The organism is Klebsiella sp. AqSCr, from assembly GCF_008452795.1.
GTDB classification, from domain to species: domain Bacteria; phylum Pseudomonadota; class Gammaproteobacteria; order Enterobacterales; family Enterobacteriaceae; genus Klebsiella; species Klebsiella pneumoniae.
In genome coordinates this window covers 1-15,718 of sequence record NZ_MJDM01000046.1, presented here as the reverse complement: position 1 = coordinate 15,718, position 15,718 = coordinate 1, and the positions used below count along the sequence as shown (strand labels likewise).

12 protein-coding genes and 1 pseudogene are annotated in these 15,718 nt (G+C 45.9%); 5 read left to right on the top strand and 8 right to left on the bottom strand.

Translation table 11 applies throughout. From position 1 onward, the window contains the following. Nucleotides 1-532 (top strand): S1C family serine protease (locus tag BHE81_RS28955; protein WP_228268730.1); only part of this gene is annotated, 532 nt, incomplete at its 5' end. Between the two features lie 224 nt (nt 533-756). On the opposite strand, the gene BHE81_RS27765 is transcribed toward BHE81_RS28955, so the two are convergent. The 5 genes from BHE81_RS27765 to BHE81_RS27740 all read right to left on the bottom strand — a co-directional run bounded on the left by BHE81_RS27765 (nt 757) and on the right by BHE81_RS27740 (nt 4,990). Further along, entirely contained in the window at nt 757-1,737 is a 981-nt protein-coding gene (locus BHE81_RS27765) for an IS5 family transposase (protein ID WP_032415021.1), read from the bottom strand. A gap of 101 nt (nt 1,738-1,838) precedes the next feature. Next, on the bottom strand, nt 1,839-2,807 hold the full coding sequence (locus tag BHE81_RS27760; RefSeq protein ID WP_172622142.1) for an IS5-like element IS903B family transposase: 969 nt from the start codon (nt 2,805-2,807) through the stop codon (nt 1,839-1,841). Between the two features lie 90 nt (nt 2,808-2,897). Beyond that, nucleotides 2,898-3,323 (bottom strand): glutaredoxin-dependent arsenate reductase, encoded by a 426-nt coding sequence (arsC, locus tag BHE81_RS27750; RefSeq protein WP_032415024.1) that lies wholly within the window; start codon nt 3,321-3,323, stop codon nt 2,898-2,900. Nucleotides 3,324-3,335: 12 nt separating this feature from the next. Continuing rightward, nucleotides 3,336-4,625, bottom strand: coding sequence for an arsenic transporter (locus BHE81_RS27745; RefSeq protein WP_004187067.1), 1,290 nt, complete (start codon nt 4,623-4,625; stop codon nt 3,336-3,338). A gap of 44 nt (nt 4,626-4,669) precedes the next feature. Next, the gene (locus tag BHE81_RS27740; RefSeq protein WP_026005941.1) at nt 4,670-4,990 is read right to left on the bottom strand and encodes a transcriptional regulator; all 321 of its coding nucleotides are present in this window, start codon (nt 4,988-4,990) and stop codon (nt 4,670-4,672) included. Between the two features lie 85 nt (nt 4,991-5,075). Here BHE81_RS27740 and BHE81_RS27735 point away from each other — a divergent pair. After that, a pseudogene (locus tag BHE81_RS27735) lies at nt 5,076-5,470 on the top strand (NAD(P)H-dependent oxidoreductase); the annotation flags it as partial. Between the two features lie 259 nt (nt 5,471-5,729). On the opposite strand, the gene BHE81_RS27730 reads toward BHE81_RS27735, so the two are convergent. Continuing rightward, nucleotides 5,730-6,719, bottom strand: coding sequence for a tyrosine-type recombinase/integrase (locus BHE81_RS27730; protein WP_004187061.1), 990 nt, complete (start codon nt 6,717-6,719; stop codon nt 5,730-5,732). Nucleotides 6,720-6,907: 188 nt separating this feature from the next. On the opposite strand from BHE81_RS27730, the gene BHE81_RS27725 reads away from it, so the two are divergent. From BHE81_RS27725 to BHE81_RS27715, 3 genes are all read left to right on the top strand, one after another. Further along, nucleotides 6,908-9,427: an AAA family ATPase gene (locus tag BHE81_RS27725; RefSeq protein ID WP_153938132.1), complete on the top strand. Its 2,520-nt coding sequence runs from the start codon at nt 6,908-6,910 to the stop codon at nt 9,425-9,427. After that, nucleotides 9,424-11,235: a hypothetical protein gene (locus BHE81_RS27720; protein WP_110246712.1), complete on the top strand. Its 1,812-nt coding sequence runs from the start codon at nt 9,424-9,426 to the stop codon at nt 11,233-11,235. The genes BHE81_RS27725 and BHE81_RS27720 overlap by 4 nt, the downstream gene beginning before the upstream one ends. 532 nt (nt 11,236-11,767) lie before the next feature. Further along, complete coding sequence (locus tag BHE81_RS27715) at nt 11,768-13,309, top strand: hypothetical protein (protein WP_181949134.1); 1,542 nt, start codon at nt 11,768-11,770, stop codon at nt 13,307-13,309. A gap of 38 nt (nt 13,310-13,347) precedes the next feature. On the opposite strand, the gene BHE81_RS27710 is transcribed toward BHE81_RS27715, so the two are convergent. Next, a complete protein-coding gene (locus BHE81_RS27710) occupies nt 13,348-14,142 on the bottom strand; it encodes a tetratricopeptide repeat protein (protein WP_004187050.1) in 795 nt (264 codons plus the stop codon). A gap of 58 nt (nt 14,143-14,200) precedes the next feature. After that, nucleotides 14,201-15,547 (bottom strand): ISNCY family transposase, encoded by a 1,347-nt coding sequence (locus tag BHE81_RS27705; RefSeq protein WP_077254682.1) that lies wholly within the window; start codon nt 15,545-15,547, stop codon nt 14,201-14,203. Nucleotides 15,548-15,718 lie beyond the last annotated feature (171 nt).

Below are 15,718 nucleotides of genomic sequence, written 5' to 3'. Positions count from 1 at the left end.
GGGCGGCCCGGCCATCGATCACCTGATCCAGACCGACGCCGCCATCAACCCCGGCAATTCCGGTGGCCCGCTGCTCGATTCGGCTGGGCGGCTGATCGGCATCAATACCGCCATCTACAGTCCGTCTGGCGCCTCGGCCGGCATAGGCTTTGCGGTGCCGGTCGATACCGTCATGCGCGTGGTGCCGCAACTCATAAAGACCGGCAAGTACATCCGTCCGGCGCTGGGCATCGAGGTGGATGAGCAGCTCAACACGCGTCTGCAGGCGCTGACCGGCAGTAAGGGCGTATTCGTATTGCGCGTGACGCCGGGCTCGGCGGCGCACAGGGCCGGGCTCGTCGGCGTCGAGGTCACCGCAGGCGGCATCGTGCCCGGCGATCGCGTTATCAGCATCGACGGTATCGCCGTTGACGACGTCACCACATTACAGGCCCGGCTAGACGACAAGAACGTTGGAGATGTTGTGGTCTTGTTAGTGGAGCGGGCCGGCAAGACTCGCGAGATGCTTGTGGAACTACAACCGGGAGTTTGATGGAAAGTGGGTCATGGATCTGCACAGCGAAGCAGCCAAGCGACTTCAGCCTTGCGCCGAACTACGAGCCCTAGCTAGGGATGGTCTGAAGTAGTCCTGTATTTCCGGCTGACTTCAGCCACTGCTGATTTTGAAAGCGGTGAACCGATCAAAAACGATCGGATCACTCGCTCATTTCGGTGCTTTCAGCCGTCGCGAGCACCTTGCGACGGCCATTTTCCGCATTACAGGCGCACCTTTCCTGCGCTTGCCAGCAAATGTCGGCGGGCCATCCATAGGCTCGACAGGGCAAACAGCGTCACCAGTTGTGCAGTGTTCTTCACCAGCCCTCGGAAACGTACCTTGGTGTAGCCGAACTGCCGCTTGATCACGCGAAACGGGGGCTCTACCTTCGCTCGCACTTGCGCCTTGGCCTTCTCGATCTTGCGCTTGGCTTTGTACAGGGCGCTGCGTTTATCGAGCATCTTGTAGGTGCTGCGGCGTGCTGCGACCTGCCAGATCACTTCTCGGTCGGCATGCTCGGAGCGCTTTTCGACGCCTGTGTAGCCGTCATCGGCGCAGACGACGTTCTCGTCGCCGTGCAGCAGTTTGTCGACCTGGGTGACATCCGCCACGGTGGCTGCCGTGCCCACCACGCTGTGTACCAGCCCCGATTCATCATCAACGCCGATGTGCGCCTTCATGCCAAAGTAATACTGGTTCCCCTTCTTGGTCTGGTGCATTTCCGGGTCGCGCTTGCCGTCCTGGTTCTTGGTTGAACTGGGCGCGTGGATCAGCGTGGCATCGACGATAGTGCCCTGGCGCAGCGACAGACCGCGATCCCCCAGGTAGCCATTGTTCACGCAGAGGATGCCGGCTGCCAGCTCATGTTTCTCCAGCAGACGACGGAAGTTGAGGATGGTGGTTTCGTCAGGAATACGCTCCAGGCTCAGTCCGGCGAACTGACGTAGGATAGTCGTCTCGTACAGCGCTTCTTCCATGGCCGGATCGCTGTAGCCGAACCAGTTCTGCATCAGATGGATACGCAGCATCGCCATCAAGGGATACGCCGGGCGACCACCTTCGCCTTTCGGATAATGCGGTTCGATCAGGGCAATCAGCCCTTTCCACGGCACCACCTGATCCATCTCGATCAGGAACAGTTCCTTGCGGGTCTGCTTGCCCTTGCCGGCATACTCGGCGTCGGCGAAGGTCATCTGCTTCATGGAAGAACTCGAGTGGCGGGATCAGCGTATTTTGAATCGCCACGGGGCTTTGTTGAATAAATCAGATTTCGGGTAAGTCTCCCCCGTAGCGGGTTGTGTTTTCAGGCAATACGCACGCTTTCAGGCATACCTGCTTTCGTCATTTTGTTCAGCGCTCGTACCAGGGCCATAGCCTCCGCAACCTGACCATCGTAGTCACGCAGCGTCAGTGAACCCCCGAACAGCTGTTTTACCCGGTACATCGCCGTTTCCGCTATCGAGCGACGGTTGTAATCTGTTGTCCATTTCCACCGCGCATTACTCCCGGTCATTCGCTGATTAGCCACTGCACGGTTACGGTCTGCATATTCACCGGGCCAGTAACCCGCACCTTTTCGGGGTGGGATAAGCGCGCTGATTTTCTTACGCCGCAGTTCATCGTGACAGAGCCGGGTGTCGTAAGCGCCGTCTGCCGATGCTGCCCTGATTTTTCTGTGAGTCTGCCGGATAAGACCCGGGAAGGCTTCTGAGTCCGTCACATTGTTCAGCGACAGGTCTGCACAGATGATTTCATGTGTGTTGCTGTCAACTGCCAGATGCAACTTTCGCCATATACGACGGCGTTCCTGGCCATGCTTTTTGACTTTACACTCGCCTTCACCGAAGACCTTCAGCCCGGTGGAATCAATTACCAGGTGTGCGATTTCACCCTGGGTGGGCGTTTTGAAACTGACATTAACCGACTTTGCCCGCCTGCTGACACAGCTGTAATCCGGGCAGCGTAGCGGAACGTTCATCAGAGAAAAAATGGAATCAATAAAGCCCTGCGCAGCGCGCAGGGTCAGCCTGAATACGCGTTTAATGACCAGCACAGTCGTGATGGCAAGGTCAGAATAGCGCTGAGGTCTGCCTCGTGAAGAAGGTGTTGCTGACTCATACCAGGCCTGAATAGCTTCATCATCCAGCCAGAAAGTTATGGAGCCACGGTTGATGAGGGCTTTATTGTAGGTGGGCCAGTTGGTGATTTTGAACTTTTGCTTTGCCACGGAACGGTCTGCGTTGTCGGGAAGATACGTGATCTGATCCTTCAACTCAGCAAAAGTTCGATTTATTCAACAAAGCCGCGAAAAGCGGACGCCTGCATAGTGTGAACAGGCGTCCGATATTTTGAAGTGGACAGATTACTTAACCCGCTTCCCCGTTTCGTCAATGACCTTCTCACCATCCTCTTTGGTAAACGCTCCTTTCTGACCTTCCGGTAGAATATCCAGCACTATTTCTGAAGGGCGGCAAAGACGAGTACCAAGCGGCGTAACGACTACCGGCCGATTAATCAGGATCGGATGTTGAAGCATGAAATCAATCAACTGCTCATCACTAAATTTATCTTCATCAAGACCCAGGTGTTCATAAGGCTCAACGTTTTTACGCAGCAAGGCGCGCACTGTAATCCCCATATCTGAAATAAGTTTAATAAGCTCATCGTGGGTCGGAGGCGTATCGAGATAATAAATTATCGTCGGTTCGTTACCGCTGTTGCGGATCATCTCCAGTGTGTTGCGCGAGGTGCCACAGGCCGGGTTGTGATAGATGGTTATGTTGCTCATATCGGTACCTCATTACAAAGTGACAGAGAGCCGCCACGCCAGCGCGGCAAGAGTGGCAAACAGCACGGGCACAGTCATGATAATGCCAGTACGGAAGTAATATCCCCAGGTGATCGTCATATTTTTCTGGGCAAGCACATGCAGCCACAGCAGGGTTGCCAGACTGCCAATCGGGGTGATTTTCGGGCCTAAATCGCAGCCAATCACATTGGCATAAACCATTGCCTCTTTAACGACGCCGGTTGCTGTGCTCCCTTCAATCGACAGTGCGCCAATAAGTACTGTCGGCATATTGTTCATCACTGATGAGAGGAACGCCGTCAGGAAGCCCGTACCGAACGTCGCTGCCCATAAGCCCTTGTCTTCAAGTAGATTCAGCACGCCGGACAGGTACTCCGTGAGTCCTGCATTGCGCAGGCCATAGACCACCAGATACATGCCCAGCGAGAAAATAACAATTTGCCATGGCGCACCGCGCACAACTTTCCCGGTGTTGATGGCATGGCCTCTTTTCGCCACCACAAACAGCACTGCTGCGCCAGCCGCCGCTATCGCACTTACAGGGATCCCCAGCGGATCCAGAATAAAGAAACCGACAAGCAGCAATAACAGGACAATCCAGCCCGCCCTGAAGGTTGCCAGATCTTTTATCGCACTGGCAGGCGTCTTCAGCAGTGAAACGTCATACGTCGCAGGAATATCCCTGCGGAAGAAGAGATGCAGCATAGCCAGCGTGGCCGCAATCGCTGCCATATCCACGGGGATCATAACGGAGGCGTACTGTGTAAAACCCAGACCAAAGAAGTCCGCCGAGACGATATTCACCAGGTTCGAAACAATGAGCGGCAGGCTGGCCGTATCTGCAATAAATCCTGCTGCCATGACAAAGGCCAGTGTCGTGCGCTGGCTGAACCCCAGAGCGAGCAGCATCGCAATCACAATCGGCGTAAGGATTAGCGCGGCGCCGTCATTGGCAAACAACGCAGCAACAGCGGCACCGAGCAAGACTATCCAGGTGAAAAGCAGGCGGCCACGTCCGTGACCCCAGCGCGAGACGTGCAGTGCGGCCCATTCAAAGAACCCGGACTCATCAAGCAGCAGGCTGATGATGATGACTGCTATAAATGCCGCTGTCGCGTTCCAGACGATATTCCAGACAACGGGAATATCAGCGATATGGATGACACCGGTTACTAGAGCCAGCATAGCGCCAATACTCGCGCTCCAGCCAATACTCAGGCCTCTGGGCTGCCAGATCACCAGTACAAGCGTCAGTAAAAATATACTCCCTGCCAAAAGCATCTCAGACTCCATCATATATGATTGTGTAAATATAATTTCCTATCTCAGCAGGAGGTGCAGGCTAATCTAGCCAGCCATTCACGCACATCCTCCCGCATACACTGCCAGGACGTCGTGATTGTCTCAGCTGCCCACGCCGGTATGTGGGGTGACAGACGATAGTGGATCCATTTTCCTTCCCGACGGTCAAGAACCAGCCCAGCATCGCGCAGGATAGCCATATGTCGCGAGATTTTGGGCTGCGATTCGGAGGTGGCTGCACAAATATCGCAAACGCACAGTTCTCCTGTCTCCCGGAGAAGCATGACGATGGCGAGCCGTGTTTCATCCGAGAGGATTTTGAAAAGCTGAACAGGTTGTAGCATTTTTCTCTCCGTTCCCTTTAGAAAATACATATGGTAAATCATATGTATAAACTTTTAAATCATCTGCTCTCTCCGGAGGAGAAAAATGGAACAATTTTCTGCCCTAGATACTGAATGTTTTGATCAACACATCGCTGAACGCCTGCACCTGCAGGAGCCACCACGGATTCTGATCCTGTATGGTTCAGTAAGGGAGCGCTCCTACAGCCGCTTTGCCGCGGAAGAAGCCGGTCGCCTGCTGACGGCGATGGGCGCGGATGTAAAGCTCTTTAACCCTTCCGGTTTACCCCTGCCAGATGATGCACCGGACACGCACCCTAAGGTCACCGAACTACGCGGTCTGATCAGATGGTGTGGAGTTCTCCGGAAAGGCACGGGGCTATGAGCGCAGTCATGAAGGCACAAATTGACTGGATACCCTTAAGTGAAGGCGCGGTTCGTCCTTCGCAGGGCAAAACACTTGCGGTCATATCTGGCTGTACTGAGCCGGTTTTCCTGACAGGAACCGGTGTATCATCCCGCTCAACAGCAGTTCAGAGGTCGTATCTGTGGATCACGGGGGAACGAAAAACACGCCGGCCACCCCGCAAGTCTAAACCCCCCGGCTCAGATGGGAAGCGGGATGACCGACGGTATTACCCTACCGCAGGTGCCGCAGCAGTACCATAGTGAGTATGGTTCCTCCTGCCGGGCGTAGATCGGATGTTATTAACTTGCGTTCTTAATAACATGTTAAGCATCAGGTCAGGTTTAAGCGATCCCGGGCGGCGCGCAGACGCTCTTCCCCGCGGCGATCGTACTGCTGGGTGGTGGTGACGCTGGCGTGGCCCATTGCATCCTTCACCGTGATCAGATCCTCCCCCTGTTCCAGCATGGCGGTCGCGAAGGTACGCCGCAGATCGTGCGGAGAGCACTTACTTATCCCGGCCTGGCCCTGGCGCACCTGCAGGACATGGTACACCGCCTGGTCGGTGAGCCGGTTCAGGGTCACATCCCCGAAGCGGCGGATGCGGGTGAACAGCGGCCCGGGCGTCTCACCCCGGACTGCATCGATCCAGATCTGCAGCCGCGCCCAGGCCCCGGCCGGAACGTAAGCCAGGCGCTCCTTATTCCCCTTGCCCAGCACCCGCAGGACCCTGTCCTGCGTGACAACGTCACGGATATCCAGGCCAACGGCTTCGGACCGGCGCAGGCCGCAGCCGAGGATGACCGCCAGCATGGCTGCATCCCTTGGCCCCAGACAGCTGCGGTCGGCCTCACAGACGGTAAACAGAGCCCGGATCTCCTCCGGCGGCAGGGCCCGGCCGGACGGCAGCCGGGTGCCGCGCAGGTTGCGCACCGCCCGGATGTGCTGGAAGCTCTCCACGTCCATCAGGCGGAGCATCCAGGCTTCCTTCGCCACCCCCTTGAGGGCCGACAGGTAGGTGTTGACGGTGGCCGTGGCCCGGCCGGTGTCGCGCAGCAGCTCGGTAATGCCCATGACGTGATGCCGGCGCAGGCTGCCCCAGCTGCAGGCGTCCGCGCTTACGGCCCCGAGCATCCCGGCGACGATCCCGAGGAACGAGGCCATGGTCTGCCGGCTGCGGGGTGAATTCAGGGACAGGAGATAGGCCCGGGCCGGATTAACCGGGGCGTCAGGGCCGGACAGCGCCGGCAGAAATTCCTCATCCAGCGGGAACGCTTCTGCCAGAAGATTACGCTCCGGTTCGTCATCAGATAGAAGGCTCATGTCAGGCTCCGGTCCGACCGGAAAACGTCCGGCGCGCTGCGTGAATAATCGGGGATGATGGTCCCGCAAAGCGTACCGCAGAAGCTCTACTTTTTCAAAGGTACATTTTAATAAGTAAACAAAAAAATTGATAAGAAGCATGAAAGTGATAGGATAAATCCTAATCATCAGAAGAATGGAAGTTACAAATGAATGTTAATGATAGGAAAGTTTTATGTACTGTTGACCAAGCTTTTTATGGTGAACGTGAAGATCAATTTGGAAAGTTAAAAGCATATTATGAAGTATTTAGTAATGGTGAAATAATACCAATAAATCAAAGCGAGTTTTTCTGCGAGACAGAACAAGTATTCGTAACAGGTGGTTTTTCTGAAATTAAGGACAAGTTTAAAGACAACTTATTCGAGGCCACTTGTTCCCCAACAAACTTCGAAAAAAAAGAAGGCGATTGCAAATATGTTACAAGATTTAATGCATGTGAGGAAATAAAAGGACTCCAAGTCAGTCAGATTATAAATGAAAAACTCCCTTTGCCTGAAGATCCTATTATAGTCACAGAAAAAAAACCAACAACAAAGACTATTGTTATTGAAGAAAATGATTATATATTTGGGCCGTTCGATTTTACATCATATCATGATGAATCATCAGACACATTCACATTAAACTTAAAACCTATAAATACCCCTCTAAATAGAATTCCACAATATCACATTGGGAAAATTGGCATTCAAAAATGCATTGCAAATATAGCAAAAAACTCTAAAAGTAAAATTTCATATTTATCAAACATAAAGAGAAACCTTGAACAAATTGATGATGTGATTGACTTTATCTCCGACGATCAAATTATTTCGACGTACGGCAACAAAATAGCTCAAAATTCTGACATAAGAAGCTTTACTAAAGGAACTATATCTCAAATACGTAAGCATTTTTCATCCTCCAAGGAATTTAGAGCGTTTCCTCAAAGATTTAATAGGTTATTCAATTGCTTAGAAAATGCAGAAGGATGGGATGAAACAAGAGTTGAATTATTAGATAGTTTTATATCAACGGAAAAAGGGAAGCAGATTGTTAAAAGCTTCATTGAAGAAAATCGGGATACTTTCTTTAAGGAAGAAAAAGAGAATTTAACTCGTAGGTTAAACAATGAAACCTCTAAATTAACTGAGGTAATAGCAGAACTTAATAATAAGAAAGAATCTCTTGAACTCGAAATAAGAAAAAAAACGCGCGAACGTAATGATATTGAGATAAATAACACAGACTCACTCCCAGGACTTACTGAAGAAGCTCAGAAAAAACTTGATATACAATTATCAGAACAAAGAAATAAACTAGAAAGTTTAAATTCGGATATCACAATAAAAGAAGAGAGACTCTCTAAGCTAATAAATCTAGAAAAACTTACTACAGAAATAGATGATCTCGAAAAAGATCGCGACAGAGCTCGTGATAGAATGAAACGCATGCAGGAGCAAGTTGAAGAGGTAGCCTCAAAATTAAAAGAAAGCAATGAGGCTCTAACGAGTCGCTTGGTAAAACTTAAACCTGATGTTGATGCTCTCTGTGGTGTTAGACCGAAAAGCAACTCTAAAAAAAGAGATTTTAATGTCACTATTAGAAAGCAACAAAATAATATCGAGACAGAAGATTTACGTGAAGAGATTATAGATAGTGTACTGGATGCTTTAAATAAACAAGGCCGCAAAACAGATTATTCAACTGCGGCCAATATTTTAACAACTATTTCTCAAACGCAATTTACTCTGTTTAGCGGACTACCTGGAACAGGTAAAACATCCCTTGCTAAAATGCTTGGGAACTGTTTAGGCCTTCATAATCGTTTATTGAACATTCCAGTAGCAAGAGGCTGGTCATCATTTAGGGATGTTCTCGGTTTCTATAATGCTTTATCCCAGTCATTTACCTCTTCATCAACAGGTCTCTATGAATTCCTTATTCACTTACATAACGAAAAGATGAGTAATGTGGAATCTGCGGCTGCAATAATTCTTTTAGATGAATTTAACTTGTCTCAACCAGAACATTATTTTAGCCCGTTCCTAGAAATGGCAGATCCTGAATCTCAACGTACCCTTGCTACCGGGAATCCTGACGAGCCATACTTATTAGTTCCTGAGTATCTTAGATTCCTAGGTACTATAAACCAAGATGAAACGGTACAGACGCTGACACCTAGATTATTAGATAGAGCTGCCATTATCAACTTTGATGACTTTGAACATAATTATGATGTTGTCATTAAAGAGTCTGAAGTTAAATCAAATATACTAATGGAAGCAATATCTGGGAATGATTTTATAAAAGCATTTCAGCCAACAAGTTTAGAAATCCCGCAAGATGTTGAACAAACATTATTATCAATAATAAGTGTTTTACGTGATGATAGATTGGAATTTGGCATTCCAATTATTGTTTCGTACAGAAAAATAAAGGCCATAAGATATTATTATAATATCGCAGGTCCTTTGATGTCTATGGAGAGCCGATACTTAGCATTGGACTATGCAGTATCTCAACATATATTACCTCTACTAAATGGTTATGGGCAAGGTTTCGGTAAAAGGTTAGAAGCATTGTTAAATATCCTCCCAGAGGAAATGGAAAGATCTTGTCGTTTACTTAAAAGAAGTATCAATCATGGAAGTCAAAATCTCTTTGGGTATGGGAATAATTTATGATTGATTGTTATGTAAACATTTATAATGATAATGATGAATTCAGAATACCACTAACAGACAGTGGTAGTTATGAGGTTAGGGAAAATGACAAGCTCGTTTTCCACTTAATTATAAGTGAGCATGACCTGCTAACTCTTGGTGAGCCAGTTATGGTAATCGGCGATATCCCAACAAAGTTTTTAAAAAATGAAAACTCCCCACATGGGGAGTGTCATTTTGTAACTTGCGAACCATCATATTCTCATTCATCACGTTACTTCTTTAACTTTTTTGGTGAAAGCGAGGTTACAATTTATTTTGAAAAATCCGAGGGGAAAACTCTAACATTTAGGTTCAATATTTTAGCTAGAAAAGAAAATGCAAAGTTAGCTGAAGAAATGTTGGGGTTTATAAGCGATAATGTTGATGATGCTGTAGCCATTTGTTTTTCCAGAAGCAAAAACGGAGGTGGCTTTAATAGTGATGAAGAACATAAGTTTAGCAAGTATGATGCTGTGATTTATGCTGTGAACTATTTATCAAGAACATTACCTTCTTTTATTAATGACAAAAAAACCCACTGGAAACAGAAGGTCATTTTGTCGCAAAATGGGCAACCAACGGGGCCTGATTCTGTATATTGGGCACTTACGAATTTAGATAAATTATCTCCCTCTACAGCGGAGAATTATAATATATACTTTAACACTCGTGGCTATCATTTTGATGAACAACCCAAGGAAGTGCTAATTGATGACACGAATGTCTATGAGAATATAGTCATAAACTCATTCTTGTACAATGCTGATAAGTTCTTATATGCTTTAACAAAACATTATTCAGAGTTCGCAAGTAAAGAGGTTGGCTACTCTGATACTGAATATGTTCGCTTTGATCATACAATGACAAAATATGCGAAGATAGCTTTAAAAATGCGAATAAAGGAAATTGAAGAAAATCATGCCTTAGTGAAGAAATTGATGTTTTTTTATAAAAAAATAATTAACTCTAAGATTAACCCAAACATCATTCCTAAAATAACAGCATTTGTAGCAAAAAAAGGACATTATAGAGAAGCGTTTAGATTAATAAATATTGCGAACTTATCATCAGCACCTGCTTTTGATGACACTAATTTTTTATTCGGGTTGAAAAACCTGTCTATTGTTTATGAAATAACTAGCCTTATCATGCTCCATAAGAGTATCTCCGAAATTTTCGGAGTAAGTTTAAGCCTTCAATCATACCGAGAGCATTCTGAAACCAATGGGTTCGGTGGGGTAGCGGTTAACAGGCCAACCGGAGCAGTCAATAATCACTTTATGTTCTCTGGAGACACTTTCCAGGTGGAGCTTTTATATGAGCCAAAGATTTTTCCAATGGCAAGCTCAACACGTCCAGGCGATTTGATCGATACCAGCAATTCCTATGCCACATCTCTATATGGAAAACATCATTTCTGTCCTGACTTTGTAATTAAAATACATTCAAAAAAATGGAAAAAATCATTAACACTAATCCTTGATTCTAAATATAAAGATGCAAGAAATGTACGGGATTACGATATTCCTAAACTAGTACCACGCTATCTCTTTAATATTCATTCTCTATCAAACGACAACTCAGTAACACCAATTGACTTGCTGATTGTTTTATTCCCACACGACAAAGCAGGAACATTAGTAAAAACCGTTTCTTCTAAGCATTTCATCACTGGATCTCATCCAGTATTACCTCAAGCACTTGGAACAATATACACACCACTTAATAATGGGCTAGATGACAAGTTAAAAAGCTTAGTGCAATATTATAATCTTAAAATGATGTAGTTATCTAAGGCGGCTTTATATTAAAAAACGCCGCCGCTATTCATGCTCATTTTGACCGATGGGCTTCGAACAGATATCAAAATATATCTACTACAAAATCTGTCAATGCAATTTTAAAGTGTCACCTTCTTGTGCAAGGTAGAAATGACACCTTTCTTAAACGGCATTTAATGAGTGTGGGCTATTTCCACTTTGTGGCAGACGTCCCTATCGCTTGCACATCAGAACGGTAATGACCTTGTGTTTACATATGGTGCTCCCTAGCGGAAGACTGTTTCTAAAGCGAATCTACCGTTTAACAGGATATTTACAGCTATTAGCTATATAAAGAAATGAAGTTAAATACACTAAAGCATATCAAGTAATTGATTTTTATCTTAGAATGGAGGCTATTATTCATTTGACAAGAGATGATGTTTGTATGCTTCGGAAGATAACCCTCATCGAAAGTGATTATTACTTAAGTTACCTAAATATTAATGCCCACAATTATTCGTCTTCGAATTTTTGTGATGGCAAGTTCTTGTCATTCATGAAAGAGAATTTCAATATCACAAAACTCCCCTATGGGATCAAACTGGTTGATTTAATCATCAGTGGGGCTAAAACAGATGAGTTGTTTGTAAAATTACCAGTTGAATACTTCAACAAATGGAAAAACTATCCTGTTCTCGGGTTCAATGAAGAGGATAGCAATAGTGAAACAACAAGCAATGCAAAATTTTTCAACCTAAAGATGTTACCGATTGAGTCGTCAAATCTGAATGATTTTTTGCATCCTTATGATACTGTTCTAAAAACCCCCTTCCTTAATAGATACAAATCAGAACACCCCTTTGCTTTAGAGGTTAAAGAACATGCGAACGGGCGAAAATTTAGACCATATGAATCATATTTGGCTTATTGGCGATCATACGTTATTTTTGAAACTGTCCAGAACTGTAAATTTATAGATCGATATTTAGATAGTGAAAGAGGAATTGCTTTCTTTAAAAAGACCTTCTTTTGCTTAAATGAGTTTTGGGTTAAAAATTATAGTGATACTTTTAATAGAATAGCGCTGTACAAATCTTTCATGACCAGAATTAGATTGGCTAACAATACAGAATGTTTTACAGGTGGTGAAATATCGGAATTTATTTTGAGCCACTGTAAATCTTCGATTTTAGATCTTCAATCTGATATGACCCTTTTACTTAAAATTCATTCAACATGGAAACGAAAATATAACACATCAACAATAACCAGTTATGTACAGGCTATTGAGTTATTAAAGAAAGACATTTATTATTTATTTGAATGGCTTTGCTATACGGGGATGAGTGAAACAGAGGTAATCGAAAAATGGTCTTATTCTGAAAATGATCGAGAAATGAGAGAGTGGTCAGAATTGAAAGGTGTTCTCGATTTTGAAGAATTGAAATTTTCGTCATCATTTATAAAATATGTTCCTCATTATTCAAAGAGTCTTGAGCATCAGATCCCTAGTTGTAGGTATACTCAAATATATGATTACCTCAAGTCATTTGGGAGTTTCAGTCCCTGGATTAGAGGTTTTTATGATCTACATAAATCGATTAACAACAAAACACATATCCAGTTAATTCAGTCTAGAGTTATTGACAACTTACTACTTATTTCAATAAGAACGGAAATAGTCATCCGGGAAATATTTAGTTCTATATCTAACGAACCAAGTCCAGATGACTTAAGGACGATATTTCTAGGATTGCCAAAATTTATTCAGGATGATATAAGTGCCTCTGTTTTTAATAGAATTTCAGATAATGCAAATTGGAAATTGACAAAATTAAATGAACGCTTAGAGGATATTTTTTCTAAACTTAGCTCTTGTAATACAGGGAAGAATTGGTCTAATGAACAAAAATATTTTTTTGAACAGATTTTTAAGTTTATCACATCAAGGAATTACTTTGCGCATCATTATTATAAAGATGAAGAGTTGAATGACCAAGTAAACAGTCTAGCTAGAGATGTACTTGTCTCTTGCTTGAATTCATTGTTATACATTTCAGCTTTAGCTACACAAGTCATTGCATGGCGGAAAAAGTAACTATTATTTTTCTGAAAAAAGTTGAGACATCAAACAATTTACTCTATGAAGTTATTCAACCATTTTATAGCCCCTGGAGTTCTGAGCCAAGGCTTTATATTATTATTCACAAAATCAATGGCTTCATCTAATCCACCTAACGTAATATATCCACTGTTAAACTTAGGCTGCAATCTGCACTTCGATAACAAGCCGGGAATGTATCTGTTAGAGTCAATCGCAGTTTTAGCGATATCATCGGCATCTGGAGATGACTGCCGATAGGCGAGGAGGGCGCGTGAATATTGAAGACACGGGCACACATCTTCTGAATAATCATTCAATAGTAAGGTCAGCTCGTCCACCATTTCCAGCTCGAGATAATAACCAGTTAATAAATGGCGAATGCCTTGGTTGTCGTTCGGGTTGAGCTTGAGCATTTCGCGGCAATGAGTCATGGCTGGGTAGAAATTACCGGACTCCCATAAGGCATCAGCCAAAGCTGCTTTTGCTCTCATATATGGACGTGTTTCGACAAATCCCCAGAAACGTCCTGCGAACTCCTGAAAATCCTCGCCCAGAGCAATGCTGGCTGCGTACAAAGCCGTCTCCAGATTCCCGATTTTTGACTCAGGAGGTTCTTGAGAAATCTCGCAGTAGAATGAGTATGCGTCAGCACAGAGCGGGGATTTCTTGATAGCTTTTCTGATGAGTTTCAGCACCACGTCCAGGTCATCAGTTTCCCAGGCATCGAACATGAACTCCTGAGCCGCAGCCAGATCCAGATGTAATTGCTCAGAACTGACAGCATTTTTATACAAATCAACGCGCTTTTTAGTCGGGAATTTAATCATCTCAAGTATCCTTTTGGGTGCTCACTGTTCCGGTACTTTGCAGCACTGATGGTCGATTCTATCGCTTTGAACTTGCCACAAACAAGCTCGGGTCTGCCAGAACGGGATTAATAGCCCGGAGCTGTTCCTGGACGCGCACCTGAGCCTTACGGCTGGGCGATTTTTTGCTTCGTTCCCGTTTGCCTTCGCTTTCCCGCTCATCCTGCTTTACCTGAGCCAGTCTGAGTACTGTTCCGAGACGTTTGTTATCAACAATCTGCCCCTGGTCGACACAGGCCAGCTTATCAAATGCCTGGCACTTAAGGCTACGATGCCCATAGTGGAAGGCGAGGGTGCCATCGGGATAATCCAGTACTTTAATTTTTTCACCGGCAAGACGGCTATTTTCTTCTGTTGGGTCAATGAGATAAAGGATCTTATCGTACTGGAAGGTCAGTGATTTCGACACGGTACGAACATCATGCCAGGCAAAGATGTCTCTTAATTCATCGGGGCTTTCCTGCACCGGACGATGCAAATCTTTCGGGAACCTTGCCGGTCGTGAAAACCGGCGGTTAAAGTCAACGATGAAAGTGGCAAGCCAGGCATTCGCGGCTTCAATGTCGGTAATACCGTCCAGACGCATTTCCTTGATCAGCCGATCCTGAAGTGTCTGATTCGCACGTTCCACGCGGCCTTTAGCTTCAGAGCTGTTGGCACAAATAAGCTCGATTGCCAGGTCATAGAGGACACGTCCGAACTGGGTAACGGTGGTATTGCGGTTCTCCGGACCACTGACGCGAAATATTGCGTGTTTATCACTGTACAGCGATACCGGCTTCCCATGCTGCTCAATGTATTCCCGGGTTGCCAGCATGTAGTCAAAGGCTGTTTCTGACTCGCTGAACCGCAGATGCATCAGACGGCCGGTGGCATCATCGATAAATACCAGAAGGCAGCATTTTGGCGCACGGCCTTCAAACCAGTCATGGTGGGAGCCGTCGATCTGGATAAGTTCACCCAGGCAATCACGCCGATGTCGGGGTTGATAAACCCGTGACTTGCGGCGAGCATGCGGAACCCAGAGTCCTTCAGACGTCATCCAGTTGCGGACGGTCTCGATTGAAAGCCGGATATCATGGCGCTCTCTGAGTTTTTCAGCGGCCAGCGTGGGTCCAAAATCGCTGTAGTTTTCACGTATCAGTCTGAGCACGCGTAGTTTGAGAGATTCGGTCAACCTGCGGTTGCTGGGCTGGCCACGTTTGCGGCTGACAAGTCCTTCAGCACCTGAAATCCGGTAACGATTGATAAGCCGTTGCGCCTGACGTTCTGAGATGCCAAGCTGTGACGCTGCATTGCGACGGCGTAGACGCTTTTCACAAACAGCCTGTATCACTGGTAAGCGATGAATCTCTTTATCTGACATGGTCACCAACATCCGTTGAGTCCCTTAGAATTGCATTCAGTTTAGCTTACTCTAAGGTGACGTTTCTATCTGGATAAAAAGTGACATTACTAAATGGTTCTAACAAAATCTGTCAAGGCTCAATTGAAATGTCCGTTATCCAGCTCAATTAAAATGACCACTTTGATCTCT